The 25,717-nt window shown below is 64.8% G+C and carries 25 protein-coding genes and 1 tRNA gene; 14 read left to right on the forward strand and 12 right to left on the reverse strand.

The features are described from left to right. The first annotated feature begins 48 nt into the window (after nt 1-48). Nucleotides 49-972, forward strand: a complete 924-nt coding sequence (locus tag K4G67_RS00680; protein WP_239804491.1) for a cation diffusion facilitator family transporter — start codon at nt 49-51, stop codon at nt 970-972. A 65-nt stretch (nt 973-1,037) separates the two neighbouring features. Here K4G67_RS00680 and clpX read toward each other — a convergent pair whose 3' ends face one another. Then, a complete protein-coding gene (gene clpX, locus K4G67_RS00685) occupies nt 1,038-2,294 on the reverse strand; it encodes an ATP-dependent Clp protease ATP-binding subunit ClpX (protein WP_202086032.1) in 1,257 nt (418 codons plus the stop codon). A 177-nt stretch (nt 2,295-2,471) separates the two neighbouring features. Continuing rightward, the gene (gene clpP / locus K4G67_RS00690; RefSeq protein ID WP_275588689.1) at nt 2,472-3,134 is read right to left on the reverse strand and encodes an ATP-dependent Clp endopeptidase proteolytic subunit ClpP; all 663 of its coding nucleotides are present in this window, start codon (nt 3,132-3,134) and stop codon (nt 2,472-2,474) included. 144 nt (nt 3,135-3,278) lie between these two features. Between clpP and K4G67_RS00695 the strand changes: the two genes are divergently transcribed. Beyond that, entirely contained in the window at nt 3,279-4,802 is a 1,524-nt protein-coding gene (locus K4G67_RS00695; protein ID WP_420829967.1) for an amidase, read from the forward strand. A 418-nt stretch (nt 4,803-5,220) separates the two neighbouring features. Here the strand turns inward: K4G67_RS00695 and tig are convergent, their stop codons facing one another. Both tig and K4G67_RS00705 read right to left on the reverse strand, forming a co-directional pair. After that, nucleotides 5,221-6,828, reverse strand: a complete 1,608-nt coding sequence (tig, locus tag K4G67_RS00700; RefSeq protein WP_239804492.1) for a trigger factor — start codon at nt 6,826-6,828, stop codon at nt 5,221-5,223. Nucleotides 6,829-6,895: 67 nt separating this feature from the next. After that, nucleotides 6,896-6,980, reverse strand: a tRNA-Leu gene (locus tag K4G67_RS00705). A gap of 159 nt (nt 6,981-7,139) precedes the next feature. On the opposite strand from K4G67_RS00705, the gene K4G67_RS00710 reads away from it, so the two are divergent. Further along, a complete protein-coding gene (locus K4G67_RS00710; protein WP_239804493.1) occupies nt 7,140-7,322 on the forward strand; it encodes a hypothetical protein in 183 nt (60 codons plus the stop codon). A gap of 18 nt (nt 7,323-7,340) precedes the next feature. Here the strand turns inward: K4G67_RS00710 and sppA are convergent, their stop codons facing one another. Next, nucleotides 7,341-9,230, reverse strand: a complete 1,890-nt coding sequence (gene sppA / locus K4G67_RS00715) for a signal peptide peptidase SppA (protein ID WP_239804494.1) — start codon at nt 9,228-9,230, stop codon at nt 7,341-7,343. Nucleotides 9,231-9,367: 137 nt separating this feature from the next. Between sppA and K4G67_RS00720 the strand changes: the two genes are divergently transcribed. Next, nucleotides 9,368-10,432, forward strand: a complete 1,065-nt coding sequence (locus K4G67_RS00720) for an aspartate carbamoyltransferase catalytic subunit (protein WP_239804495.1) — start codon at nt 9,368-9,370, stop codon at nt 10,430-10,432. Beyond that, the gene (locus K4G67_RS00725) at nt 10,429-11,664 is read left to right on the forward strand and encodes a dihydroorotase (protein WP_239804496.1); all 1,236 of its coding nucleotides are present in this window, start codon (nt 10,429-10,431) and stop codon (nt 11,662-11,664) included. The genes K4G67_RS00720 and K4G67_RS00725 overlap by 4 nt, the downstream gene beginning before the upstream one ends. Nucleotides 11,665-11,675: 11 nt before the next feature. On the opposite strand, the gene K4G67_RS00730 is transcribed toward K4G67_RS00725, so the two are convergent. The 3 genes from K4G67_RS00730 to K4G67_RS00740 form a co-directional block, all read right to left on the reverse strand. After that, complete coding sequence (locus tag K4G67_RS00730) at nt 11,676-12,560, reverse strand: universal stress protein (protein WP_239804497.1); 885 nt, start codon at nt 12,558-12,560, stop codon at nt 11,676-11,678. Beyond that, complete coding sequence (locus tag K4G67_RS00735; protein ID WP_239804498.1) at nt 12,560-14,044, reverse strand: SulP family inorganic anion transporter; 1,485 nt, start codon at nt 14,042-14,044, stop codon at nt 12,560-12,562. Before K4G67_RS00735 ends, K4G67_RS00730 begins: the two co-directional genes overlap by 1 nt. Before the next feature lie 116 nt (nt 14,045-14,160). Further along, nucleotides 14,161-14,358: a hypothetical protein gene (locus tag K4G67_RS00740; RefSeq protein WP_239804499.1), complete on the reverse strand. Its 198-nt coding sequence runs from the start codon at nt 14,356-14,358 to the stop codon at nt 14,161-14,163. Nucleotides 14,359-14,488: 130 nt separating this feature from the next. Between K4G67_RS00740 and K4G67_RS00745 the strand changes: the two genes are divergently transcribed. Then, entirely contained in the window at nt 14,489-14,917 is a 429-nt protein-coding gene (locus K4G67_RS00745) for a DUF3597 domain-containing protein (protein ID WP_239804500.1), read from the forward strand. Between the two features lie 77 nt (nt 14,918-14,994). Here the strand turns inward: K4G67_RS00745 and K4G67_RS00750 are convergent, their stop codons facing one another. Beyond that, nucleotides 14,995-16,578, reverse strand: a complete 1,584-nt coding sequence (locus K4G67_RS00750) for a phosphoenolpyruvate carboxykinase (RefSeq protein ID WP_239804501.1) — start codon at nt 16,576-16,578, stop codon at nt 14,995-14,997. A 376-nt stretch (nt 16,579-16,954) separates the two neighbouring features. Between K4G67_RS00750 and K4G67_RS00755 the strand changes: the two genes are divergently transcribed. From K4G67_RS00755 to K4G67_RS00785, 7 genes are all read left to right on the forward strand, one after another. Then, nucleotides 16,955-17,665 (forward strand): response regulator transcription factor, encoded by a 711-nt coding sequence (locus tag K4G67_RS00755; protein ID WP_202086054.1) that lies wholly within the window; start codon nt 16,955-16,957, stop codon nt 17,663-17,665. Then, nucleotides 17,652-19,274 (forward strand): ATP-binding protein, encoded by a 1,623-nt coding sequence (locus tag K4G67_RS00760; protein ID WP_239804502.1) that lies wholly within the window; start codon nt 17,652-17,654, stop codon nt 19,272-19,274. Before K4G67_RS00755 ends, K4G67_RS00760 begins: the two co-directional genes overlap by 14 nt. After that, a complete protein-coding gene (locus tag K4G67_RS00765; protein WP_239804503.1) occupies nt 19,271-19,702 on the forward strand; it encodes an HPr kinase/phosphorylase in 432 nt (143 codons plus the stop codon). Before K4G67_RS00760 ends, K4G67_RS00765 begins: the two co-directional genes overlap by 4 nt. Before the next feature lie 81 nt (nt 19,703-19,783). Further along, complete coding sequence (gene rapZ, locus K4G67_RS00770; RefSeq protein WP_239804504.1) at nt 19,784-20,716, forward strand: RNase adapter RapZ; 933 nt, start codon at nt 19,784-19,786, stop codon at nt 20,714-20,716. 76 nt (nt 20,717-20,792) lie between these two features. Then, nucleotides 20,793-21,197 carry a PTS sugar transporter subunit IIA gene (locus K4G67_RS00775; protein ID WP_239804505.1) on the forward strand — a complete coding sequence of 135 codons (405 nt, stop codon included), beginning with the start codon at nt 20,793-20,795 and terminating at the stop codon, nt 21,195-21,197. After that, entirely contained in the window at nt 21,194-21,484 is a 291-nt protein-coding gene (locus K4G67_RS00780) for an HPr family phosphocarrier protein (RefSeq protein ID WP_239804506.1), read from the forward strand. Before K4G67_RS00775 ends, K4G67_RS00780 begins: the two co-directional genes overlap by 4 nt. A 20-nt stretch (nt 21,485-21,504) precedes the next feature. Further along, entirely contained in the window at nt 21,505-22,302 is a 798-nt protein-coding gene (locus K4G67_RS00785; protein ID WP_239804546.1) for a TrmH family RNA methyltransferase, read from the forward strand. A 10-nt stretch (nt 22,303-22,312) separates the two neighbouring features. Here K4G67_RS00785 and K4G67_RS00790 read toward each other — a convergent pair whose 3' ends face one another. Further along, a complete protein-coding gene (locus tag K4G67_RS00790) occupies nt 22,313-23,893 on the reverse strand; it encodes a DNA recombination protein RmuC (protein ID WP_239804507.1) in 1,581 nt (526 codons plus the stop codon). 104 nt (nt 23,894-23,997) lie between these two features. Here K4G67_RS00790 and K4G67_RS00795 point away from each other — a divergent pair, with 104 nt between their 5' ends. Then, the gene (locus K4G67_RS00795) at nt 23,998-24,399 is read left to right on the forward strand and encodes a four-helix bundle copper-binding protein (RefSeq protein ID WP_239804508.1); all 402 of its coding nucleotides are present in this window, start codon (nt 23,998-24,000) and stop codon (nt 24,397-24,399) included. Between the two features lie 57 nt (nt 24,400-24,456). On the opposite strand, the gene K4G67_RS00800 is transcribed toward K4G67_RS00795, so the two are convergent. Together K4G67_RS00800 and recR are read right to left on the reverse strand one after the other, a co-directional pair. Next, entirely contained in the window at nt 24,457-25,023 is a 567-nt protein-coding gene (locus K4G67_RS00800; RefSeq protein ID WP_239804509.1) for a peptide deformylase, read from the reverse strand. 59 nt (nt 25,024-25,082) lie between these two features. Beyond that, nucleotides 25,083-25,691, reverse strand: a complete 609-nt coding sequence (gene recR / locus K4G67_RS00805) for a recombination mediator RecR (RefSeq protein WP_239804510.1) — start codon at nt 25,689-25,691, stop codon at nt 25,083-25,085. Between the last annotated feature and the right edge of the window lie 26 nt (nt 25,692-25,717).

Raw genomic sequence — 25,717 nt, forward strand, 5'->3', positions numbered from 1 at the left:
CCTTGCGGAGCGGTTCGCATCTGCGGCTTTTGCGCTATAGAGCGAGGCATGGGTATCGGACACGATCATTCGCACGGGCACGGACATTCGCACGCGCCAAAGGATTACGGGCGCGCGTTCGCCATCGGGGTGATCCTCAATGTCGGCTTCGTCGCGATTGAGGGGTTGGCGGGGCTGATCTACGGTTCGATGGCGCTTATGGCGGATGCCGGTCATAATCTTTCCGACGTTCTCAGCCTGCTCATCGCATGGGGGGCGAGCATTCTTTCCCGGCGGCCGCCCTCGGCGCGGTTCACTTTTGGATTGAAAAGCAGTTCGATCCTCGCCGCCATCGCGAATGCGGCGCTCCTGCTGATCGCATTGGGTGCGATCGCCATCGAAACATTGCGCCGGCTGTTCGATCCCGCCCCGGTCGAACCGGGTCCGATCATGGTCGTCGCCGGGATCGGCATCGTCATCAACACGGCCACCGCCTTGCTGTTCATGGCCGGTCGGAAAGGCGATCTCAACATTCGCGGCGCCTATCTGCACATGGTGGCGGATGCGGCGGTGTCGGCGGGGGTGGTCGTTGCGGGCCTGCTGATCTGGTTCACCGGTCTTGCGTGGATCGATCCCGTGACCAGCCTTGTGATCGTGGGGATCATCGCCGTGGGCACGTGGAGGCTGCTTAAGGACAGCGTGAAGATGGGCCTGCTCGCCGTGCCGGACAGCGTCGACGAAGGCGCGGTGTTGCAAGCGCTCTCCCGCCTACCCGGCGTGGTCGCCGTCCACGACCTTCACATCTGGCCGATGAGCACGACGGAAACCGCGCTCACCGCGCATCTGGTGATGCCGGGCGGGCATCCGGGCGATGCGTTCCTGCACGATGTCGCCCATAGGCTGGAACATGACCACGGCGTGCATCACACGACCTTGCAGGTCGAGCTCAATCCCGAGGCCGGCTGCGCGCTCGCCGATGGCGCGGTCGTGTAGGGCCAACGCAAAAGGGCCGGAGGTTTCCCCCCGGCCCCTCGCTATCGCATGGGAATGGCGCGTATTTACGCGGCTTCTTCCTTCGATTTGTGGACCTGCACCGGCTCCTTGCGGCCCTCGACGACATCCTTGTCGACGACCACCTCGGCCACGCCTTCGAGCGTCGGCAGGTCGAACATCGTGTCGAGCAGCATGGCCTCCACGATGGAGCGCAGGCCGCGCGCGCCGGTCTTGCGCTTGATGCCCTTCTGCGCGATCGCCTCGAGCGCGTCGTCGGTGAAGGTCAATTCGACATTCTCGAGCGCGAAGAGCTTCTGATACTGCTTGATCAAAGCGTTCTTCGGCTCCTTCAGAATCTTGACCAGCGCATCGACGTCGAGATCTTCAAGCGTGGCAATGACCGGAAGGCGACCCACAAATTCGGGAATGAGCCCGAATTTCAGCAGATCCTCCGGTTCCGCCTTCGACAGAAGCTCGCCGACCTTTTTCTTCTCCGGGTCGGCGACATGCGCGCCAAAGCCGATCGAACGCTTCGCCATGCGATCCGAAATCAGCTTTTCGAGGCCCGCAAACGCGCCGCCGCAAATGAACAGGATATTCGTCGTATCCACCTGCAGGAATTCCTGCTGCGGATGCTTGCGCCCACCCTGTGGCGGAACGGAAGCGGTCGTCCCCTCCATGAGCTTGAGCAAGGCCTGCTGCACGCCCTCACCCGAAACGTCGCGCGTGATGCTGGGGTTCTCGGCCTTGCGCGTGATCTTGTCGATCTCGTCGATATAGACGATGCCGTGCTGCGCCTTCTCGACGTTGTAGTCGCTCGCCTGCAGCAGTTTGAGGATGATATTCTCGACATCCTCGCCGACATAGCCCGCCTCGGTGAGCGTGGTCGCATCGGCCATGGTGAAGGGCACGTCGAACGTGCGCGCCAGCGTCTGCGCCAGCAGCGTCTTGCCCGAACCGGTCGGCCCGACGAGCAGTATGTTCGATTTCGCCAGCTCGACATCGTCGTTCTTGCCGCCATGCTTCAACCGCTTGTAGTGATTGTGCACGGCAACCGACAGGACGCGCTTTGCCCGGTCCTGCCCGATGACGTAATCGTTCAGGGTCGCGAAAATCTCGGCCGGGGGCGGCACGCCGCCGTCCTTCTTGCCGGCAATGCCCGCCTTGGTTTCCTCGCGGATGATGTCGTTGCACAATTCGACGCATTCATCGCAGATGAACACGGTCGGTCCGGCGATCAGCTTGCGCACCTCATGCTGCGACTTTCCACAGAAGCTGCAGTAAAGCGTGCTCTTGCTGTCCGTTCCGCTCACTTTGGTCATAAGTTATCCTGTATCGCCCGAATCCGGGCGGGGTCATAAAATCTACGCCTGCGCCTGCGATAATCAAGGTCGCTGTCTGCCCTGCGCATCATCATGTGCATAACGCACTTCGTCTGACGCGCAGGTTAAGAACGGATGATTGGCCTGCAATTATCGTCGCGCGGCGTTTTTTCGCGATCAACTCGGCTTGGTCTCGGCGCTGGTGCCTTCGGCGTCGGTGCGCGACACGAATACCTTGTCGACGATGCCGAATTCCTTCGCCTCGTCCGCTTCGAGGAACGTGTCGCGGTCCATTGCCTTCTCGATCTCGTCGAGCGGGCGGCCCGTATATTGCGCGTAGAGATCGTTCATCCGGCGGCGAATGCGCAGGATCTCGCGCGCCTGAATCTCGATATCGGAAGCCATGCCGCGCGCGCCGCCCGACGGCTGATGCACCATGATCCGCGCATTGGGGAGCGCGATACGCATGCCCGGCTCACCCGATGCGAGCAGGAAGCTGCCCATGGACGCGGCCTGACCGATGCACACCGTGCTTACGCGCGGCTTGATATACTGCATCGTGTCGTGGATCGCCATGCCGGCGGTGACGACGCCGCCGGGCGAATTGATATACATCGAGATGTCCTTCGTGGAATCCTCCGATTCCAGGAACAACAGCTGCGCCACGATGAGCGAGGCCATGTTGTCCTCGACCTGTCCGGTAACGAACACGATCCGTTCGCGAAGCAGGCGGGAAAAGATGTCGAAACTGCGTTCGCCGCGGCTGGTCGATTCGACGACGACAGGCACCAGTGCGCCGGTTTCCGGGTCGATCCGCATGTTTCCGATCATGTCCGTCATGTATTCCTCTGATTTTCCGGTGAAGCGCCTATGTCGGCGCTTGAGCCGCCATGTTCAACCCCCCTGATGCGGGGACGGCGGGCGGCACCATCCCGCATAGCCGGCGATTGACGGATGCGCCGCCGACGTGGATCAATGCCGGTGATGAAAACCTCTTGCCTTGCCGGGCTTGCCGCCCCTCTCGCCCTCCTGTCCGCATGCGCCGCCCCGATGACGGGGGACGAGCCACCCGCCATGCACCACCGTGCCGCACCCGACGGCGGCGGCGCGGCGGCGGCGCGCCATTATGTCGACCGTATCGCGCGGCTCGACGATGCGGGGCCGATGCTCAATGCGGTCATCGCCTATGACCGCGACGCGGATGCGAAGGCGGATGCACTGCTTGGCACGCCGCTCGCCGGCCGCACCGTGCTGGTAAAGGATAATATCGAAACGCGCGAATGGCCCACCACCGCCGGAAGCGAGGCATTGCGCACGAATGAGACCGGCCGCGATGCCCCTCTCATCGCCAATCTGCGCGCGGCGGGCGGGATCGTGCTGGGCAAGACCAACCTCTCCGAATGGGCCAATATCCGCAGCACGAATTCCACCAGCGGGTGGAGCGCCATCGGCGGGCTGACCAAAAACCCGCATGCGACCGACCGCAACAGCTGCGGCTCGTCCTCCGGCAGCGGCGCGGCCGTGGCGGCGGGCCTCGCATGGGCGGCGATCGGCACCGAAACCGACGGGTCGATCACCTGCCCGGCGAGCGTGAACGGCGTCGTCGGGTTCAAACCCACCGTCGGCATGGTCAGCCGCACCCATGTCGTCCCGATCAGCCATTCGCAGGATACCGCCGGCCCCATGGCCCGTTCCGTCGCCGATGCTGCGATGCTGTTCACCGCGATCGCCGGTCCGGACCCGGCGGATCCCGCCACCGCGGAGGCCGCGAACCACCGCACCGACTTTGGCGCCGGGCTCGACGCATCCTCGCTGCGCGGCGTGCGGATCGGCGTATTGACCGATCAGGTCGGCGACATTCCCGGCGTCACCGCATTGTTCGAACAGGCAAAAGCCGATCTTGAATCCGCAGGCGCCGTGCTGGTCCCCATTGCCTATACGCCCGACCCGAAGATGTACGAGGATGAGTTCGCCGTCCTGCTCTACGAATTGCGGGAGGATCTGGGCGCCTATCTTGCCGGATCGCCCGCCGATATTCCGGTTCGAACGCTGGACGATGTGGTCGCGTTCAACATCGCCCACGCGGAGAAGGAAATGCGATGGTTCGGTCAGGACATCTTCGTGATGGCGCAGGATGCCGACGATCCCGCCGCCTATGCAAAGGCCCGTGCGAATGCGTTGCGCCTTGCCAAAGACGAGGGGATCGATGCGCTGATGCAGCAGCACGACGCGCGTGTCCTCATCGCGCCGACGACCGGTCCCGCTTGGCCGAGCGACCTTGTCTATGGCGACAATTACCCCGGCGGCGTGGGCGCCGGCAGCCTGGCGGCGATCGCCGGAACGCCGCATCTGACCGTGCCGATGGGCGCGGTAGAGGGGCTCCCCGTGGGACTGTCGTTCATGGGCGGAAAATGGACAGACCGCGAGGTGCTCGCCATCGGCGCCGCTTACGAACGGGTCCGCACCGCGCCTTTGGCGGTTCCGCATTTCGCACCCTGGCGCAAATAGAAAGGCGCGGCGCCCGGGGGGAAAGATCGCCCGCCGGAACGCCGCGCCTTTGTCGGCCAGGTTCGTGTGAACATGGCCCGGCAACGGTCGAACACGCGATGTGGCCCCTTTTATTCAGGTCGCGAATTCAACCGTCACCGTTTCGATACCACCCTGTTTCCATGCCGGAAAAAGGATCGTGAAGCGGTTTTCCTGATCCGACCGGGCCGTCACGCGCCGGTGCGAATCTATTTGATGGCCCATAGCGCGACGGCGCCGCTCGTAAAGCCCGCTCGGACTTTTTGCGCGGACCGCTGTGGTAAAAACGCCGCTATCCGTTCCGCGCCAACGCGGGACCGACGTGGCCGGGCAACAAAAAAGGGGCCGCCGGATATCCGACGACCCCCTTTCAATCCGCAGGCTAGACTGGCGCCCGGGTTCAGGCGTCGTCGTCGGCGCCAGCGTCCTTCTTGGCGGCGGGCTTTTTCGCGGCCGCTTTCTTGGCCGGGGCCTTCTTCTTCGGCGCCGCCTTTTCCGCGTCGTCGTCGGTGCCAGCGTCCTTCTTGGCCGGAGCCTTCTTCGTCGCGGCCTTCTTGGCAGGGGCCTTCTTCACCGCGTCGGCATCGCCATCTTCGGCCGCTTCGTCGTCGCCGGTCTTGGCGGCAGGCTTCTTCTTGGCCGGGGCCTTCTTCTTGGCGGCAGGTTTTGCCTCTTCGCCGTCCTCGGCTTCGATCGCGGCCTGCAATTCCTCGCGCGTGACTTCGCGCTCGGTCACCTCGGCCTTGTCGAAGAGGAAATCGACGACCTTGTCCTCATACAAAGGTGCGCGCAACTGGGCGGCGGCCATCGGCTCCTGCTGAATATACTGCATGAAACGCTGGCGATCCTCGGGGCGGTACTGCTGCGCCGCCTGCTGGATCAGCATGTTCATTTCCTGGCCGCTGACCTCGACATTGTTGGCCTGGCCGATTTCGGACAGCAGCAGGCCGAGGCGGACGCGGCGCTCGGCGATCTTGCGGTAATCGTCCTTCTCGCCCTCGATTTCCTTCATCGCGGCCTCGGGATCGTCCTCGCGCGCGGCTTCCTGCTGAAGCTGCGCCCAGATCTGCTGAAACTCGGCGTCGACCATGCTGGGCGGGACGGCGAAATCATGCCCTTCGGCGAGCTGGTCGAGCAGCGCGCGCTTCATCTGCGTGCGGGTCATGCCATCGGTTTCCTGCTGCAGCTGACCGCGCAGCAGTTCCTTGAGCTTGTCCAGCCCTTCGAGGCCGAGCGACTTTGCGAAATCCTCGTCGATCTTCGTCTCGGTCGGGGTCTTCACCTCCTTGACCGTCACGTCGAAGGTGGTTTCCTTGCCCTTCAGGTTCTCGGCCGGATAATCTTCGGGGAAGGTCACGGTGATGGTCTTTTCCTCACCGGCCTTCGCCCCGATCAGCTGCTCCTCGAAGCCGGGAATGAACTGACCCGACCCGATTTCCAGGGCGTGATCCTCGCCCTTGCCGCCTTCGAACGGTTCACCATCGAGCTTGCCGACGAAATCGATGATGACCTGGTCGCCCTCGGCGGCTTTCTTGGTCTTGGCGGCGGACTTGAAGCTCTTCTGCTGCCCGGCGATCCGCTCGAGCGCCTCGTCCATCTGCGCGTCCTCGACCGGCACGACCAGCTTTTCCAGTTTCAGCCCGTCGAGCGACGGCACCTCGACCTGCGGCAGGACCTCAAGCTCGATCGAGACCTCGGCATCCTTGCCCTGCTCGTAATCCTCGCCAAGGGACACGCTCGGCTGCATCGCGGGGCGCAGCTTGTTCTCGGCCACGACCTTGTCCACGCTTTCGCGCACGACAGTGTTGAGCGCGTCGGCGTGGAGCGCATCGCCATGCATCTTGCGGACCAGATTGGCGGGCACCTTGCCGGGGCGGAAACCGGGCATCTTCACCTGCGGCGCGATCCGTTTCACCTCGGCATCGACGCGGCCTGCGATCTCGTCCGCGGGGATGGTGACGGTGTATGCGCGGGCCAGGCCCTCGTTCTTGGTTTCGCTAATCTGCATCGTGCTCTCTTTCGAACAGGTCTTGTAAAGCCGCGAGAAACAGCGGGTGCGAAGCGGCGCTAGGACCTGGTGCGGGCGAAGGGACTCGAACCCCCACATCTTGCGATACCAGGACCTAAACCTGGCGCGTCTACCAATTCCGCCACGCCCGCAGCACACCTCGCTGCCCTACGGCAGGAAATTCGGCTGTGCGCCTCTATCGAAGCCATGAACAAAGAGCAAGCACGACGGCGCAATTGCATGCGCCGCGCCGGGGCAAGGGTGCGACAAGCCGGCGGAACGTGCTTGGGCGGCCGTGCGTTCCATCAAACATGGCTACACGACCCGACATTCCCGCACCCGACCGCATCGAACCGGCGGCACCGCCCGAAACCCCGGCGACGCCCGATCCGTCGGAAACCCCGTTCCGCGAACCGGACGAGGTGACCCCGCCCGTGCCCGATCGCGACAATCCGGGGACGCAGCCGCTCGAAACGCCGCTGCCGCCGGACTGATAGGCGGCGCGTCGCGAACTAGGCTGCAAGGAACGCGCGAAGGGCCGCGAACCATCCGCCCGGCGGCGGCGCGGTATCGGCGGCGCGCATGGTGGCGGGACATTCGAGGCAGCGTGCCTCGATCCCCGCCTCGCCCATCAACCTTTCCCCATCGCGCAGCATGTTGGCGATCATCGCATTGCGCGCCGCCGCGACATGCGCGAACAGGTCGGCCCGGCGCGCGGACGCGGCGCTGTCCTCGTCCGGCCCGGCCATCGAGGCGAAGATCGCGGTGAGCGGATCGGGCTCCGGGTCGAGGAAATCGTAGTGCCAGGCCCCTTCGTCGAGCCCGGCCTTCGCCGCGGCGAAAGCAGCCGCATCGTCAAGCCCGCCGAACCTGTCCACGAGGCCAAGCTGACGCGCGGTGCCGCCAGCCCAGACGCGCCCCTCGGCAATCGGGGCCAGCCGGGCGAGCGGCATGTTCCGCGATTTCGCCACCAGCGAAAGGAAACGCGAATAGGTGCCCTCGACCTGTGCCTGCATCACCTGTTCAAGCTCCGGCGTGAAACCGCCCAGAACGTCGGGCTGTCCCGACAGCGGCGTGGTCTGCACCCCATCCGCGTTGACGCCAATTTCGCCGAGCGTGCGTTCGAAACTGGGCAGCACGGCAAAGACGCCGATGGAGCCGGTGATCGTGGACGGTTCGGCAAATATCGCGTCCGCCGGGGTGGAGATCCAGTAGCCGCCGCTCGCCGCGACATTGGCCATCGACACGACCACGGGGATGCCGCGTGCCTTGTGGCGCAGGATCGCCTGCCGGATCTCCTCGGACGCCAGCACCGACCCGCCCGGCGAATCGACCCGCACGACGAGCGCGGCAAGATCATTGTTCAACGCATCGTCAAGCTGCTCGGCAATGCGCGTGCCCCCGGCGGAACCGGGTCCGGCCTCGCCATCGACGATCTCGCCCGCCACGGTGATGACGCCAATCGCGCCGCCGCCCGTGGGAAGCGGATTGTTGTCGAGCCAGGTCCGATACCCGCTATGCGCGAAACTGCCGGGTGCCTCGTCGGTATCGTCGGCCCCGACCATTTCGGCGATATGCGCGCCGAACGCCGCCCGCGTGCCCAGCCTGTCGACCATGCCCGACGCCAGCGCCGCGCGCGCAGGATCGCCGCCCGCCGCACGGATCAGCGCCGCCGGCTCGCTCACCACCGCGTCGATCTGCGCCTTGGGTCGGGCGCGGGTCACGCCTTCGCGATAATTGGTCCAGATCGTGTCGTAGAGCGCGCGCGCCGCCTCCGCCGCGGGTTCGGACTGCTGATTGAGGACATAGGGTTCGACCGCGCTTTTATACGTGCCCACGCGATAGACATGGACATTGACGTTCAGCCGGTCGAGCAGGTCCGCATAATAGAGATTGGTACCCCCCGGCCCCGCGACGAGCGCCCCGCCGAGCGGGTCGAGCCAGATTTCGCTCGCATGGGCGGCGAGCTGATACGAATCGTCGGCATAGAGGATCGCATGGGTCAGCACCGGCTTGCCGGCGGCGCGCACCTTGTCCATCGCCTCGCCAATGCGTTCCATGTGGACCGCCCCGCCGCCGAGGAAATAATCGAGGTCGAGCACGACCGCCTTGATCCGGTCGTCATCGGCCGCCCCCTCGATCGCGCGCACGACGTCCAGTGCGCGATGCTCGCGTGTCGGCGCGCTGTTCGAAAGGAGCAGCGAGACAGGGTCGATGATCTGCGGTTCCTCGACCACCACCCCGTCGAGCGTCACGAGCAGCGCGCCTTCCTTCACCGCCGCGACGGTAGGCGTATAGCTGAGCGCGGCATAAAGCAGGCCGAAGAAGATGAGCAGGAGCAACAGCACCAACCCGTCCTTTATCGCCACCAGCAGTTTCCAGACCTTGCGCGCGAATGCCATGCGAATTGCCTTGATTGTCGTGTCAGTTGTTCCGGACCGTCTCTAGGCGCGGCGATCCGATGCCGCAAACGGGAAAAGCGCGTTGGCGCCCGCCACCGCTTGCGCGGCCCATCGTGCCCGGTTAAGCACCGCCCGCGATGAGCGACGCCCCCTCCCCCGATCGAGACAGCCTTGCCCGTAACGGCGACGATGCGCCGCACCCGGTATCGGGCCATCGCTATCCCCGCGGAGGCGCGGCCTTTCCGCACAAGGATCTTGTCGGCATATCCTCGCTCGCCCCGTGGCAGATCCTCTATCTGCTGGACGAGGCGGAGCAATATGTCGCCCTCAACCGGCAGCGGCAGAAGCATGTCGATACGCTGGCCGGGCTGACCATCATCAACGCCTTTTTCGAAAACAGCACGCGCACGCTTCTCTCGTTCGAGATCGCGGGCAAGCGGCTGGGCGCCGATGTCGTCAATATGCATGCCGCGACGAGCAGCGTGAAGAAAGGCGAGACGCTGATCGACACGGCGACCACGCTCAACGCGATGCGCGCCGATGCCATCGTGATCCGCCATGCAAGCTCGGGCGCGGTGCAGCTCATCGCCGACAAGGTGGCGTGCCCCGTGCTGAACGCTGGCGACGGGCGGCACGAACACCCGACGCAGGCGCTGCTCGATGCACTCACCATGCGTGGGTGGATGCGCGGGCGGGGACAGGCGGAGTTTACAGGGCTCAAGGTCGCGATCTGCGGCGATATATTGCACAGCCGGGTCGCGCGCTCGAACATGTTGCTGCTCTCGGCGCTGGGCGCGGATATCCGGGTCTGCGCGCCGCCCGCGCTGATGCCGCACGCGGTGGAACGGATGCGCGTCACCCCCTTTACCGATTTCGACGCGGCGATCGATGGCGTCGACGTGGTCATGATGCTCCGCCTGCAACAGGAACGCATGGCCGGGCCGTTCATCCCGTCGGAACGCGAATATCGCCATCTCTTCGGCCTGACCCGCGAACGGCTGCGCCGCGCGGCGCCCCATGCGCTCATCATGCACCCCGGCCCGATGAACCGCGGCGTGGAGATCGACAGCGACGTTGCCGACATGGCCGAACGCTCCGCCATCACGACGCAGGTGGAGATGGGCGTGGCGATCCGCATGGCCTGTCTCGACGTGCTGACCCGCCGGACGCGCGGCATCGCCGGTTGGGAGGATGCGGCATGAAGCCTGCGCAGCCGCTCCATATCGCCAATGGCCGCATTTTGACGGGCAACGGCCCGCCGCGCGACGGCGCCATCCGGTGCGAGGGCGACCGCATCGTTTCCGTTGGCGATGTCTCATCGTGCGGGGGCGACCGGATCGTCGATGCAAAGGGCCGCATCGTCATGCCGGGGCTCGTCGACCTCGGCGTGTTCGAGATCGACAAGCCCGCCTTTCATTTTGGCGGCATCACCCGTGCCGCGGTCATGCCCGACCAATCGCCGCCGCTCGATTATCCGGCCCGCGTCCGTTTCGCGGCCAGCTATGGCAAGCCGGACCTGTGGGTCCATCCGATTGCGGCCGCGACCCGCGCGCTGGCGGGCGCAGAGCTGGCCGAAATGGCATTGATGAAGGAAGCGGGCGCGCGCGCCGTCGCGACCGGGCGCCGCTGGATCCAGGATAGCGGCGTGATGCTGCGCGTGCTGCAATATGCCGCGATGCTCGACCTTCCCGTGATCGCCCATGCCGAGGATGCCGCCCTTGCCGGTGACGCGGTGGCGACTGCGGGGGAGATGGCGACCCGGCTCGGCCTGTCCAGCGCGCCGAGCGAGGCCGAAACGCTCGCTATCGCGCGCGATCTGGCACTGGCGGAGATGAGCGGTGCGCATCTGCATTTGCGGCAGGTGACGACGGCGGGCGGATTGACGCTCGTGCGGGAGGCGAAGCGGCGCGGGCTCCGCGTGACTTGCGGCGTGACCCCGGCGCATTTCATGCTGTCCGACATCGCGATTGCCGATTTCCGCACCTTTGCCCGGCTGTCGCCCCCGCTCCGCACCGAGGATGACCGGCAGGCGGTGCGCGCCGCGCTCGCCGACGGGACGATCGATGTCGTCGCATCGGGCCACGATCCGCGCGGGCCGGAGGACAAGCGCCTCCCCTTTGGCGATGCGGCGCCGGGAATGGCGGGGGCGGAAACGCTGCTGCCGCTGACGCTGGCGCTGGTGCGCGATGGCGTGATCGACATGAACCGGGCGTGCGAATTGCTGTGCCGCAATCCTGCGCGGATCCTGAACGCGGATGCAGGGATGCTCGTGCCGGGTTACGAGGCCGACATTGCCATCATCGATGCCGATCGGCCGTGGATCGTCGATTCCGATCGCATGGCGGCGCAGGCGGGCAATACGCCGTTCGACAAGCAACCGGTGCAGGGCCGTGCCATCGCCCTGTTCAAGGGCGGGATGGACGTGTCGCACTAAGGCTGCGCGGCTTACCCTTCGCGGGCGAGCATGACCGGCGCGTGGACCATGCGCAGAACCGACGTCGTGGTCGACCCGACGATCAACTGACGCAGCGGCGAATGGCCATAGGCGCCCATGACGAGCATCGCGCCCGGCGTATCCTTCACCACCTCGGCGATGACCTGATCCGCCTTCCCCTGCCGGTGCACGGCGGTCACCTCGAACTGCTCGCGCAGGCGTTCAACGCCGAGTGTCAGCACGTCGCGGTGCGTCCGGTCATCCGCGCCGACGATCACGATCGTCACCGGCAGGCCGGCATAGACGGGCGACTGACACAGCCGGTTCACGGCATGGCGCGAGGCCTTGCTGCCATCGAATGCAACGATGAGCGAGGTCGGCGGCGCGGCCTCCCGATTGGCGACGAGCACGGGCCGGCTGCTCGCCCGCACGACGCGCTCCACCTTCGATCCCAGATGTTCGCGCGCGAAACCGTGGCTTGCGCCGCGCTTGCCGATGATGACGGTACGGGCATGCTCCTCCCGCTCGATCACGTTTTCGACGATGCCGCCATGTCGGTGAAGCAAGCGCACCGCCGGTGCCCCCGCCTCCATCGCGACATCTTGCGCGGCTTTCAGCAGCGCGCGTCCACGCTCCACCTCAAGCCGGGCGGATTTCTCCTCCAGCTCGGTCAGCTCCTCGAGCAGGTCCCCCTTCACGCCGAGGCCGATCGCCCCCGACAAATCGTGCCGCTGCGTCACCGCGTCCTTGCGCTGTACGACGTGGAGGATCTCCACTGGCAGCTCTAGCCGCCGCGCCGCCCACGCCGCCAGCCGCACGACCGGCGCGGCATAGGGGGAGCTGTCGATACAGGCGAGCACGCATTCGTCCTCGTGGGCGGTGTCCATGTCGGTCATCAATGCGCTCCTGCGGTGGGGACGGCGTCGGGCTTGTCATGGGTGCCGTATTTCTCGATCATGCGGGCGCTTTCGGCATTCAGCCCGACGATGTCCACATGGGTGCCTTCCCGGCGGAAACGGTGCACCACCTTGTCGAGCACGTCGACCCCGGTGATGTCCCAGAAATGCGCGGCCGACACGTCGAGCGTGACGTGGTCCGTCACCTCGCGGAAATCGAAGGACGAAAGGAAGCGGTCCGAACTCGCGAAAAATACCTGCCCCGCGATGCGGTAGCGGCGGTGGCGCGTATCCTCGTCGAACTCGCTCGTCACCTCGAACAGGCGGGTCACCTTGCCGGCAAAGAACAGCCCCGAAAGGATCACGCCCACCAGCACGCCCTGCGCCAGATCGTGCGTCCACACCACGACGATCACGGTGACCAGCATCACCACGCTCGATTGCCAGGGGTTGTAACGCACGTCGCGGATGGAGCGCCAGCTGAACGTGCCGATCGACACCATGATCATCACCGCGACAAGGCTGGGCATCGGGATCTGCGCCACCAGCGGGCCAAGCACGAGGATGAGGAACAATAGCGCCACGCCCGCGGTCAATGTCGACAGGCGCGTGGACCCACCCGATTTCACGTTGATCACCGATTGGCCGATCATCGCGCAACCGCCCATCCCGCCGAAGAACCCGGTGATGAAATTGGCGATGCCCTGCCCGCGCATCTCGCGCCGTTTATCCGACCCGGTATCGGTAAGCTCGTCCACGATTTGCGCCGTGAGCATCGATTCCAGAAGGCCCACCGCCGCCATCGTCGCCGCATAAGGCGCGATGATGAGCAGCGTATCGAACGTGAACGGCACATCCGGCAAGGCAAGAAAAGGCAGGGTTTCGGGCAGGCGCCCCATGTCGCCGACCGTGTTCACCCCAACCCCGCCATAGATCGCAAAGGCGGTAAGCATCACGATCGCCACCAGCGGCGACGGCACCGCGCGGGTCAGCAGGGGAAACAGATAGATGATGGCAAGCCCCGCCGCGACCATCGCATAGGTTTCCCAACCCATGCCGATTAATTGCGGCAATTGCGCCATGAAGATCAGGATCGCGAGCGCGTTGACGAACCCCGTCACCACCGATTTCGACACATATTGCATCAGCAGGTCGAGCCGGAGCAGCCCGGCGACCACCTGTATGATGCCCATCAATATCGTCGCCGCGAAGAGATAGCCGACCCCGTAATCGCGCACCAGCGGCAGCACCACCACCGCCACCGCCGCCGTCGCCGCCGAAATCATGCCGGGACGCCCGCCGGTGAACGCGATGATCACCGCGATGGTGAAACTCGCATACAAACCGACGCGCGGGTCCACCCCGGCGATGATCGAAAAGCCGATCGCCTCCGGTATCAACGCGAGCGCCACCACCAGCCCGGCGAGCAGGTCATTGCGCGGTGAAGACAGCCATTCACGGCGAATGGCATTGAACGAAGGCATGCGAGGAACCTTGATACGGATTGCAGAAAATCGTCTTAGAATGCCGGGCGCCATCGTATGTCCCGCCGACACGCCACGCCTAGCGGTGCGGGACCGGTGCTGCAAGTGCGAAGGGGTCAGTCGGCTGGCGTATCGACAAGGGCTGCGCCATTATCGGTCGGAACGGTCCAGATCGCGACATTGACCATGAGCGCGAAGGCGAGAATCGTCATCAACCCGGCGCGCTTGCGATCGCCGCGGCGCCACGCGACAAACGCGCCGAACACGAACACGGCGGCGGCAAACACCAGAATGGACAGCACGAGGTCGGTCATCGCCCTTTCCTAACGGCTGAGCCTGTCGATGCAATATCGCGCGCTCGCTTGCGGGAACGCTTTGGCGTGTCCGGACGCTTTTGCAGGGTAATGCCCGCCGGCCCTTCCGGCGGCGCGCAAGGAGATAGCGATGAGCATATTCGGCAAGCTGAAAGACGCGATACTCGGCGGCGAGAAAGAGGAAACCCGGCCTGCACCGCAGGCACGGAACAACACAAGCTTCGGCAAGCCGCTCGGCGATAAAGGCGCGGCACCGACGGGCAAGCCCGCGCCCGCCCGCCCCGCTCCTGCCCCGCCTGCGTCGATCGATTCGGTCGATGTCGAACGCCGCCTCGATGCGCGGCCGGGTGCGGACACGCTGAACTGGCGCACCTCCATCGTCGACCTCATGAAACTCGTCGGCGTCGACGGCAGCTATGACAACCGCAAGGAACTGGCGCAGGAACTCGGCCGGAGCGATTATTCGGGATCGGCGGAGGACAATATCTGGCTGCACAAGGCGACCATGCGGCAGATCGCACAGAACGGCGGGCGCGTGCCTGCCTCGATGACGGACTGAGCCTTCCGAACAGAAACGAAAACGCCCCCGGATGCGCATCGGCAACCGGGGGCGTTTCGCATCACGATATTCGCGGATTACGCGACGCTGGGCGCGGCCTTGCGGACGCCTTCATCGACATGCGCCTCGAACTCGGCGAAATTGTCGACGAACAGCTGCACCAGCTTCTGTGCGGTGCGGTCGTATTCTTCCTTGTCGTCCCAGGTCGAGCGCGGGTCGAGGATCGCGCTGTCGACGCCGTTCACCGCGACGGGCACCTCGAAACCGAAATTCGGATCCTTGCGGAATTCCGCTTCGTTGAGCGATCCGTCGAGCGCGGCATTGAGCAGGGCGCGCGTCGCCTTGATCGGCATGCGATTGCCGGTGCCGTACTTGCCGCCGGTCCAGCCTGTATTGACGAGCCAGCACGACACGCCGCCCTTGGCGATGCGTTCCTTCAACAGATTGCCATAGACCGAGGGATGGCGCGGCATGAACGGCGCACCGAAACAGGTGGAGAAGGTCGCTTCCGGCTCCGTCACGCCGATTTCGGTACCGGCCACCTTCGCGGTATAGCCCGACAGGAAGTGGTACATCGCCTGATCCGGGGTGAGCCGCGAAATCGGGGGCAGCACGCCGAACGCATCGGCGGTCAGCATGATGACGTTGGACGGCACCGGCCCCATGTTCTCTTTCGAAGTATTGGGGATCGATTCCAGCGGATAGGCCCCGCGCGTATTTTCGGCGAGCGAGTTGTCGTCGAAATCCAGATTGCCGTTTTCGTCCATCACCACGTTTTCGAGCACGGTGCCGTGCATTTTCGTGGTGGCGAAAATTTCGGGCTCCGCCTCTTCGGACAGGCGGATCATCTTGGCATAGCAGCCGCCCTCGAAATTGAAGACCGCCGTGTCGGACCAGCCATGCTCGTCATCGCCGATCAGCGTACGGCTGGCATCGGCGGACAGGGTCGTCTTGCCCGTGCCGGACAGGCCGAAGAACACCGCCGTCTTGCCATCGGGGCCGATATTGGCCGAACAATGCATTGGCATCACGCCCTTGGGCGGGAGGAGATAGTTGAGGATGCCGAACACGCTCTTCTTCATCTCGCCCGCATATTTGGTCCCGCCGATCAGGATGAGCTTTTCGGTGAGGTTCACGGCGACGACGGTTTCGCTGCGCGTGCCGTGGCGTTCGGGGTCGGCGCGAAAGCTGGGCAGGTCAATGATGGTGTATTCGGGATCGAAGCCGTCAAGCTCGCCCTCCGTCGGGCGGACGAGCAGCGTGCGGATGAAAAGGTTATGCCAGGCCAGCTCGTTCACGACGCGCACGTTGACGCGGTGCTCGGGCTGCGACCCGCCGAACAGATCGGCGACATAGAGGGTGTCCTTGCCCGCCACCGCTTCGAGGAAATCGGCCTTGAGCGCGGCGAAATGGTCGGGGGTCATGGGGACGTTGGTCTTGCCCCACCAGATCGTGTCCTCGGTCGTGTCGTCGCGGACGATGAACTTGTCCTTGGCCGAACGGCCCGTGTGCTTTCCGGTCTCCACGACGAGCGGACCGCTGGCGGCCAGCTTGCCCTCATCGTTCTTCAGCGCGTGCTCGACGAGATCGTCGGTACCGAGATTGGCATGGATCCGAGCGGACGTCTCAAATTTCAATGGGGTGCTCAGCGACACGGGCATTCTCCTGACGGGGCCCTCGTTCGGCAAACCGCAGCGCGCGGGCAGGAGGGCAAATTGCACGGCGGCAGATGAATTCGACCGCAAATCCATCCGGCCTGAAGGGGGATGTAACCGCCCCTTGCGAAATGCGACCCCCGACTGGATTCGCCTAGCGCATAGACGCGGGGGCGCTTGGCGTCAAACGGCGTTTATGCCATCTTAACAATGTTATGCTGTAAACAAATGCGGGCCCGATTGCGCGGTCGCGTCTCCCCCAGAAGAAACGTCTTCGCGCAAAAGATTCCGTCCATTGGCACTTGGCCATACCGGGGCCATATTGCATGGACCGCGAATGGCGTTCAGCCCCCGCGAACCGCAGACCGAGAGCCCTACCGCAATGACGCAGACGATTGCCCTGGTCGATGACGACCGCAACATCCTGACCGGCCTGTCGATCGCTTTGAAGGCCGAGGGGTTCGACACGCGCGTCTATCCCGATGGGTCCGCCGCGCTCGAGGCGTTGCTCGACAATCCGCCCGACCTTGCCGTGTGCGACATCAAGATGCCGCGCATGGACGGGCTGGAACTTCTGCGCCGGCTGCGTGAGCGTTCGTCACTCCCGGTGATCTTCTTGACGTCGAAGACGGGTGAGGAGGACGAGGCGCTCGGCCTGTCGATCGGCGCGGATGATTACATCGCGAAACCCTTTTCGCAGGCCTTGCTCATCGCGCGTATCCGTGCCCTGCTCCGGCGGGAGGAACTCGTCCGCGCGCGCGTCGCCGGGGAGGCGGGCGAAACCGCGGCCGAAACGATGGAGCGCGGGCGGCTCGTGCTCGAACCCGAACGGCACCGGGTGACATGGGACGGGGCGCCGGTGTCGCTGACCGTCACGGAGTTCCTCATCCTGGAGGCGCTGGCGCAGCGGCCCGGCGTGGTGAAGACCCGCGATCAGCTGATGGATGCGGCGTACAAGGACGACGTGTTCGTCGACGATCGCACCATCGACAGCCATATCAAGCGTCTGCGCCGCAAGTTCCGGCAGGTCGACGGCGATTTCAACGGTATCACCACGCTTTACGGCGCAGGCTACAGCTTTGCCGGCGACTGAAACCACCGAAGACCTTGCCGCCCGCCCGGCGGAGGATATTCCCGACCGCCTGTTCTGGACCCGGCGCTTTTCGCTCACCACGCGTATCCTCGCGGTGAACGTGCTGATCGTGGCGCTGCTGGCGGGCGGGCTGTTCTTTCTCGACACCTATCGCAAGCAGCTCATTGCCGAGCGGTTCAAGCTCGCCCGGTCGGAGGTCGAGATTATCGGCAATGCGCTCGCCGAGGCACCGTCGAGCGAGCATGCCGCCCTGCTCGCCCGGATCGGCGCGGAGCAGGAACTGCGCCTGCGCACGTTCGGTGCGCTCGGCCGGCTACAGACCGACAGCTTTGTCGTCGGCCAGCCCAGCTTTACCTTTGCCGAGGACAGCGACGATGCGTTTTCGGCCCGCGTCGCGCAATGGATGGACCGGACGGTCGATTTCCTCGTTGGGGCGCCGCCGGTGCCGCCCTATTATCCGGCGGCCGACCGGCCCGACATGAACAACCCCGCGACCAAGCCGGAATTTCCCGAAATCTTCGTCGCGGAACAAGCCGGATCCGGCACGGTGATGCTGCGCTATGCCCCCGACCGCACGCCGGTCATCACCGCCGCTGCGCCCTATGGGCCGCAGGGGGAAACGCTTTTGTCGGTGCGCAATGCGTCGGACATCACGCAATCGGTGCGCGCCGCGCGGCAGACGCTGCTCGTCCTGCTCGCGCTGTCGATCCTCGCATCGGTGCAATTGTCGCTGTTCCTGGCGCGCACCATCGTGCAGCCGTTGCGCATGCTGGCGCGGGCGGCGGCTCGGGTGAGGCTTGGCCGCGACCGGGAGGTGGTCGTGCCCCGCTTGCCGGAACGCGGGGACGAGATCGGCATGCTGGCGCGCGCGCTGTCCGACATGACGAGCGCGCTTCGCGAGCGCATCGATGCGGGCGAAGCGTTTGCCGCCGATGTCAGCCACGAGCTGAAAAACCCGCTCGCCTCGCTGCGATCCGCGCTGGAGACGATGGAGAATATCGACGATCCGGACCTTCGCGCGCAATTGCTCGACCTCGCGCATCAGGACGTGCGGCGCATCGACCGGCTGATCACCGAAATCGCGGATGCGAGCCGCGTCGATGCGGAATTGAGCCGCGCGACATTCGTGCCGGTCGATCTGTTCGCGCTTGCCGAAGGGGTTCTGGGCGGGCGCACCGCGGCCTCGCGAATTGGCGAGGAGCGGCATCTCAGCTTCGAGGTGGAAAGCGCACCGACCAGCGCCACGATGGTCATGGGCGATCCGGCACGGCTCGAACGGGTGGTCGAAAACCTTGTCGACAATGCGGCGAGCTTTTCCCCGCCCGAAGGCCGGGTCGTCATCCGGTTCGCCGAACGCGCCGATATGGTGGAAATGACGGTGACGGACGACGGCCCCGGCGTCGCCCCTGAAAACCGCGAACGCATTTTCGAGCGGTTCCATTCCGACCGCCCCGGCGACGAACATTTCGGAAAGCACAGCGGCCTCGGCCTCGCCATCGCACGCTCCATCGTGCGGGGGCATGACGGAACCTTGCAGGTGCACGAACGCGACGATGGCGAGAGCGGCGCGGTAATGGCCATCGTCCTGCCCGCGCTGAACCCCGAATGAGCGCGCAGGCCAACAGCCTCGCGCATCAGGCGAGCGTGGTTGCCATAAACGGGCGCGCCGTCATGATCGAGGGCGAACCGGGCATCGGGAAAAGCGCGCTCGCCCATATGCTGATCGACCGGGGGGCGGTGCTCATCGGGGACGATGGCGTGATGCTCGACATGCGCGACGGGCGTTTATGGGCCGCGCCCCATCCCGCCACGCGTGGTCTTTTCGAAATCCGCAATGTCGGAATCGTGACGATGCCGGTCGTATCGGCGCGCGTCGCCCTCGTGCTGATCCTGGCCCGCGATGCGCCGCGCTATGTCGAAAAGGCGGCATGCGTCCTGCGCGGAGGATGTGTGATCCCTGCGCTCACCCTGTTCGCGGATACGCCTGCCCTGCCGCTTCGCGCGGAGGCGGCATTGTCCCTTCATGGCCTTGAATGAGAGTCGAAAAGCGCCCCTTTGTCGGACGGATTAGCGACAAATCCTTGCACGCTGCTTGTGCGAAGTCATAGCTCGTCGGACATGAGCAGCGATTCGCCCGAAAACCCGACCCGATTGCTGATGGTCACCGGCATGCTCGGCGCGGGCAAGACGACCGCATTGCGTGCGCTGGAGGATCTGGGATGGGAACCGGTCGATAATTTCCCGATCCGCATGCTGCCGATATTGATGGAGACGGAACGCGGGCTCGGCCATGCGAGCGAGGACGGTCCGCCGCCGCTTGCGATCGGCTTCGACGCCCGCACGCGGGGTTTCGACCCGCTCTCCATCATCGCCGACGCACGTGCGCTGGCCAGGGAAAAATCGGTCGAGGTGACGAGCCTGTTCCTCGATTGCAGCTCGAACGAGCTTGAGCGGCGCTATAACGAAACGCGGCGCCGTCACCCGCTTGCCAGCGATCGCCCGCTAGCTGCCGGTATAGCGGCGGAGCGTGAGTTGCTCGCCCCGCTCGCAAGTTGGGCCGATGTCGTCGTGACGACCACCGCATTCTCGACACAGGATCTGCAACAAAGCTTGCGCGAATTGTTCGCGCCCAGCGCCCCGCAATCCATGACCGTCACGATCAGCAGCTTCGGCTTTTCCCGCGGCATGCCGCCGATTGCCGACCTGGTGTTCGACATGCGCTTTCTCGACAATCCGCACTGGGTCGATGCGCTTCGCCCGCTCACGGGGCGCGATCCGGCCGTGGCCGATCATATCGCGCGCGATCCGGCATGGGACGATGCGTTCGCCCGCATTCGCGACCTGGTCCTCTCGCTGCTCCCCCGATACGAGGCGCAGGGAAAGAGTTACGTCAATATCGCCTTTGGCTGCACCGGCGGGCGTCATCGCTCGGTATTTACGGCCGAAATGCTCAATACCGCGCTTGCCGACGCGGGCTATGCACCGGTTTTGCTGCACCGCAACCTTGACTCGGGGTGCAACGATCTGGTCGAAGGCGCCGCGAAAAGCTGACGCGGGCCGATATGTGCGGGTCGAGGAATGTTAAGGATGGTGCGTGCATACCCATGCGGTGCTACAAAGGAATGACATGATCGGCCTCATTCTTGTGACTCATGGCGAGCTTGCCCGCGAATTCGTCGCCGCGATGGAACATGTCGTCGGGCCGCAGGCGGATATCGTTCCCGTCTGCATCGGACCGAACGACGACATGGAGATGCGCCGCGACGAAATCCGCAACGCCATCGCCGAGGTCGACAGCGGGCGCGGCGTCATCATCCTTACCGATCTGTTCGGCGGAACGCCGTCGAATCTTGCGATTTCGCTGCTGCGCGCCGGTGAGGTGGAGGTGATCGCCGGAATCAATTTGCCCATGCTGATCCGGCTTGCGGGTGCGCGAAAACAGATGGGCGTGGGCGACGCGGTCGGCGCCGCGCGCGAGGCCGGACGCAATTACATCACCATCGCGTCCGAATTCCTGGGCCAGGACGTATGACAGCCGACGCCGCGACCCTGTCCCGTCGCGTCACCATCGCCAATCAGCGTGGTCTCCACGCGCGGGCCAGCGCGAAATTCGTCGAAATGGTACAGCAATACGCCCCCGAAACGCAGGTCCGGGTTGCCAAGGACGGGAACGAGGCGGCGGGCGGATCGATTCTCGGCCTGATGATGCTGGGTGCCGCGCGCGGTGACGAGATTGAGATCCGCACGCGCGGTGAGCAGGCGGATGATGCGCTCGACGCGCTCTGCACGCTCGTGGACAACCGGTTCGGAGAGGATTGAGCGCGACGCGCCCCATCGCCATGCGTCAGATTACCGGCCTGTCCAACCCCACCGTCAAATATCTGCGCGCGCTTCGCGACAAGAAACATCGGCGGCGCGAGCAGCGGTTCCTTGCCGAAGGGCTGCGCCTGCTTACCGATGCGCGCGAGATGGGGCACCTGCCCGAAACGCTCGCCATGGCGGAGGGACGCGAGCCGCATCCGTTGCTCGACACGCTGATCCGCGATGTCGAGGGCGCGGGCGGCGATGTCATCGCATTGTCCGAAGCGGCGTTGTCGAAGATCACGGGGAAGGACAATCCGCAGGCGGTGTGCGGCGTGTTCGCCGAATTCGACACGGCGCTCGACCATATCGACCGGACGCGCGCGCCGCTCTTCCTCGTGGCGCAGGCGATGCGCGATCCGGGCAACCTCGGCACCATGCTGCGCACGGCCGATGCGGTGGGCGCGGGCGGGCTGATCCTGATCGACGATTGTGCGGATCCCTTTTCGGTGGAATCGGTGCGCGCCAGCATGGGCGCCATTTTCACCGTCCCGCTGGCGATGGCACGCTGGGACGAATTCGTGCCATGGCTGCGCGGCGGGACGGGGCAACTTGTCGCCGCGTCCCTGCGCGACCCGCACGATTATCGCGGCGCCCCCTATGCCGCGCCGTGTTTCGTCATGGTCGGCAACGAATCGCAAGGCCTGCCGCAGGCGTATGAGACGGAATGCGACCTGCGCGTCACCATGCCGATGCTGGGCCGCGCCGACAGCCTCAACGCCGCGATCGCGGGCGCGGTGCTCTCTTACGAAGTGCTCGCGGCGCTGCGCGACTGAACCTGCGGGTTCAACTTTCGGTCGTGACGGCCTCGTCGCTGTCGGCGAAATTGTTGAGCCGGCGGGGGATCGAGTTGATCGGCGGCGCGTCGAGCAGTTCCTTGGCCGAGGTGTCGATCGACAATTCCTCGAACCGTTCGCCGGTCTTGCGCAGATTGGTGTCGAACGAGCCGACCAGCGCGTCGAAATGCTGATTGGTGGATTGCAGCCCCTTGCGCAGGCTCGACAGATGGCGGGCCACGACGGCGAGCCTTTCGTAAAGCTCCTTGCCGAGCTTTGCGATCTCGTTCGCATCGGCCTGCTCGCCCGCCTGTCGCCAGACGGTCGCCACGGTCAGAGCGATCGACATGAAATTAAGCGGCGATGCAAGCACGATCTTGCGCTGTAGCGCGTAGTTCAAAAGATGATTGTCCTGCGTCAACGCGGAATAGAGCACGTGTTCGCCCGGCACGAACATGACCACGAAATCGGCAGAGCCGGTGACGAAATCCTGGTAACGCTTGGCCGAAAGCTCATCGATATGGGTGCGCAATTCGCGCGCATGCGCCTTTAGCAGTTCGAGCCGTTCCTCCTCGCTTTCCGCCTCGTTCGCGCGGGCATAGGTGTTGAAGACATTCTTCACATCAACGACGAGCCTGCGCCCGCCGGGAATGTTGATCACCGCATCGGGGCGCAACTGGCCGCTATCGCCCGCAACGCTCACCTGAAAATTGAAATCCGCCTTGTCATACAGGCCGCAGCTTTCGAGCAGGTTTTCCAGCTGTAGTTCGCCCCAGTCGCCGCGCGCTTTCGTCGCGCCGCGCAGCGTGGTGGTGATACGGTTCGCCCCTTCGAGCACGCGCTCCTGTCCGGCGCGCATCTCGCCGATCACGCCCTTGAGCTGATCGAAACCCGACGCATTGTTCTTCTCGATCTCCTCGACCCGCTTGCGATAGCGTTCCAGCGTCTCGCCCACCGGCGCGACTTTCTTTTCGAGGGCTGCAAGGCTTTCCTTGTTCAGGGCGTCGAGATCGGTCTTCGCCTTCTCGAAAAAACGACCCTGCACCCCGGTGAGCATCTTTTCTCCGATTTCGTTGAACTTGGCCTGTAAACGGTCCTCGGCTTCGACAAGCCGCTTCATCTCGCGCGTGAAATTTTCTTCCCGGTCGGCGAAACGCCGTTCCAACGCCTTTTCGCGTTCGCTCGCCTCGCTTTCATGGCGGGCGAGCGCGTTTTCCGCCGCATTGCGGGCGCGCGCCTGCTCTTCCAGCCTTTCGCGCAAGCCCTGCAACTCGCCGCGCAGGTCGTCCAGTGCCCGCGACCGTTCGCCATGCTCCGACCTGACCCCGGCGAGCTCGGCGCGCGCTTCGCTCAACGCCTGCGCGCTTTCGCCCAGCCGGCGTTCCAGCTCGGCGGCGCGATCCGCACGATCGCTCATCGTCGCAAGCTCGGAAATCGCCCGGCGATAGGCGTCCTCGGTTTCGCGGCTCTTCGTTTCCGCCTCGCCATGGCGGCTGCGCCATTCGGCGACGGGCCGCGACCCGAGAAAATAGCCGAGGGCCAGCCCCGCCAGCGTGGCAAGGATCACGATCAGGGTTGCAAAGGGTTCCATGGGCCGGAACATACTATGAACGCATAGCGCGGCAAGCCCCCGCCTTCGCCGCGTGGAACTTATTCCCCGACTTTTCGCTTCTTTCCATGAAGGAGAACACGCTGATGTCGATTCAAAAGATGATTTCCGAACACCCCGCCGTCGGCGACGATTACAACGACAGCCTCGGCTTCGCGGTGAAACATGCGCTGTATTGCGCGGCGATCTGCAACAGCTGCGCCGATGCGTGCGTGGCGGAGGATGGGGACATGGCGCGCTGCATCCGGCTGTGCAGCGATTGCAGCGATATCTGCACCGCGACCTATCGCGTCGCCAGCCGCCGGACGGACGAAAACCGCGCCATCATCCGCGACATGCTGGCCCTGTGCATCAAGGCCTGCGAAACCTGCGCAGAGCAGTGCGAAAGCCACGACAACGCGCATTGCCGCCGGTGTGCCGAAATGTGCCGCGAATGCGCGCGCGATTGCAAGGCCGCGCTCGACGACCTGCAAAAGGAAGCCGCATAACGAAAAAGGCCGGGGTCATCCCTCCCGGCCTTTCCCGTTTCCGCGATCGCGCGGCAATCAGGCCGCCATGCGCATTTTCTTGAGCTTTTTCAACGCCATCTGCCGTTTCAGCCGCGACAGGTGGTCGATGAACACGATCCCTTCGAGATGGTCCATCTCGTGCTGCAAACAGATGGCCATCAGCCCATCCATCTCCTCCTCGTGGACCGTTCCGTCGAGATCCTGCCACCGGGCGCGGATGTGCGAAGGGCGGTCTACCTCGGCATAGATGTCGGGGAGCGAGAGGCAGCCTTCGGAGTAAGTCTGCAACTCCTCCGACGGGTCGAGGATTTCGGGGTTGATGAACACGCGCGGGTTCTTCTTCACCGGGCGATGATCGTGGCCGCATCCGTGGTCGCCGCAATCCTCCGCCGGCGCATCCTCGTCCGGTTCCTGAAGATCGATGACGAGCACGCGTTTCGGCACGCCGACCTGCACTGCGGCAAGGCCGATGCCAGGGGCGGCATACATGGTTTCGAACATGTCCTCCACCAGCATGCGCAATTCGTCGTCGAACTCTTCGACGGGGGTGGACACCTGCTTGAGCAGCGGATCGGGAACTTCGATGATTTCTCGGATAGCCATATGTGCCATTTAGGGCGCCCCGACCCATACGGCAAGACACGCCGATCTGGAGTAATGGATCAGAGCGGCTTTCGTGCCCGCAACGCCTGCGCCAAAGTGCCTTCGTCAAGATAGTCGAGCTCGCCGCCGACCGGCAGACCATGGGCCAGTTGCGTCACGCGCACGGGCCGCCCCTCCAGCCGCTCGGCAATGTAATGCGCGGTCGTCTGCCCTTCGAGCGTGGCGTTCATGGCGAGCACGACCTCGTCCACCCGCACGCCATCCACACCGTCGCCATCCACGCGGTCGAGCAGCGCCCCGATGGACAGATCCTCCGGTCGCACCCCGTCGAGCGCCGACAATCGCCCGCCCAGCACGTGATAGCGCCCCGGAAACAGCCGCGCCAGGTCCAGCGCCCACAGATCGGCGACATCCTCCACGACGCAGATGCTGGACGCATCGCGGCGCGGATCGGCGCATATGCCGCACGGGTTGCGTGTGTCGACATTGCCGCACACCGTACATTCGACAAGCGTTTCGCGCACCGTGGCAAGGCTGTTCAGCAAATCGACCAGCGCGGTTTCGCGCCGTTTCACCAGCCACAGAACCGCCCGCCGCGCCGAACGCGGGCCCAGCCCCGGCAGCCGGGCGAGCGCGCCGGCCAGTGCCTCGATCTCTTGCGATGCCATGTGGGGGCAGATAGGGATTGCGCCCG

Origin of the sequence: Croceicoccus hydrothermalis (assembly GCF_022378335.1) — a bacterium.
Classification (GTDB): Bacteria; Pseudomonadota; Alphaproteobacteria; order Sphingomonadales; family Sphingomonadaceae; genus Croceicoccus; species Croceicoccus hydrothermalis.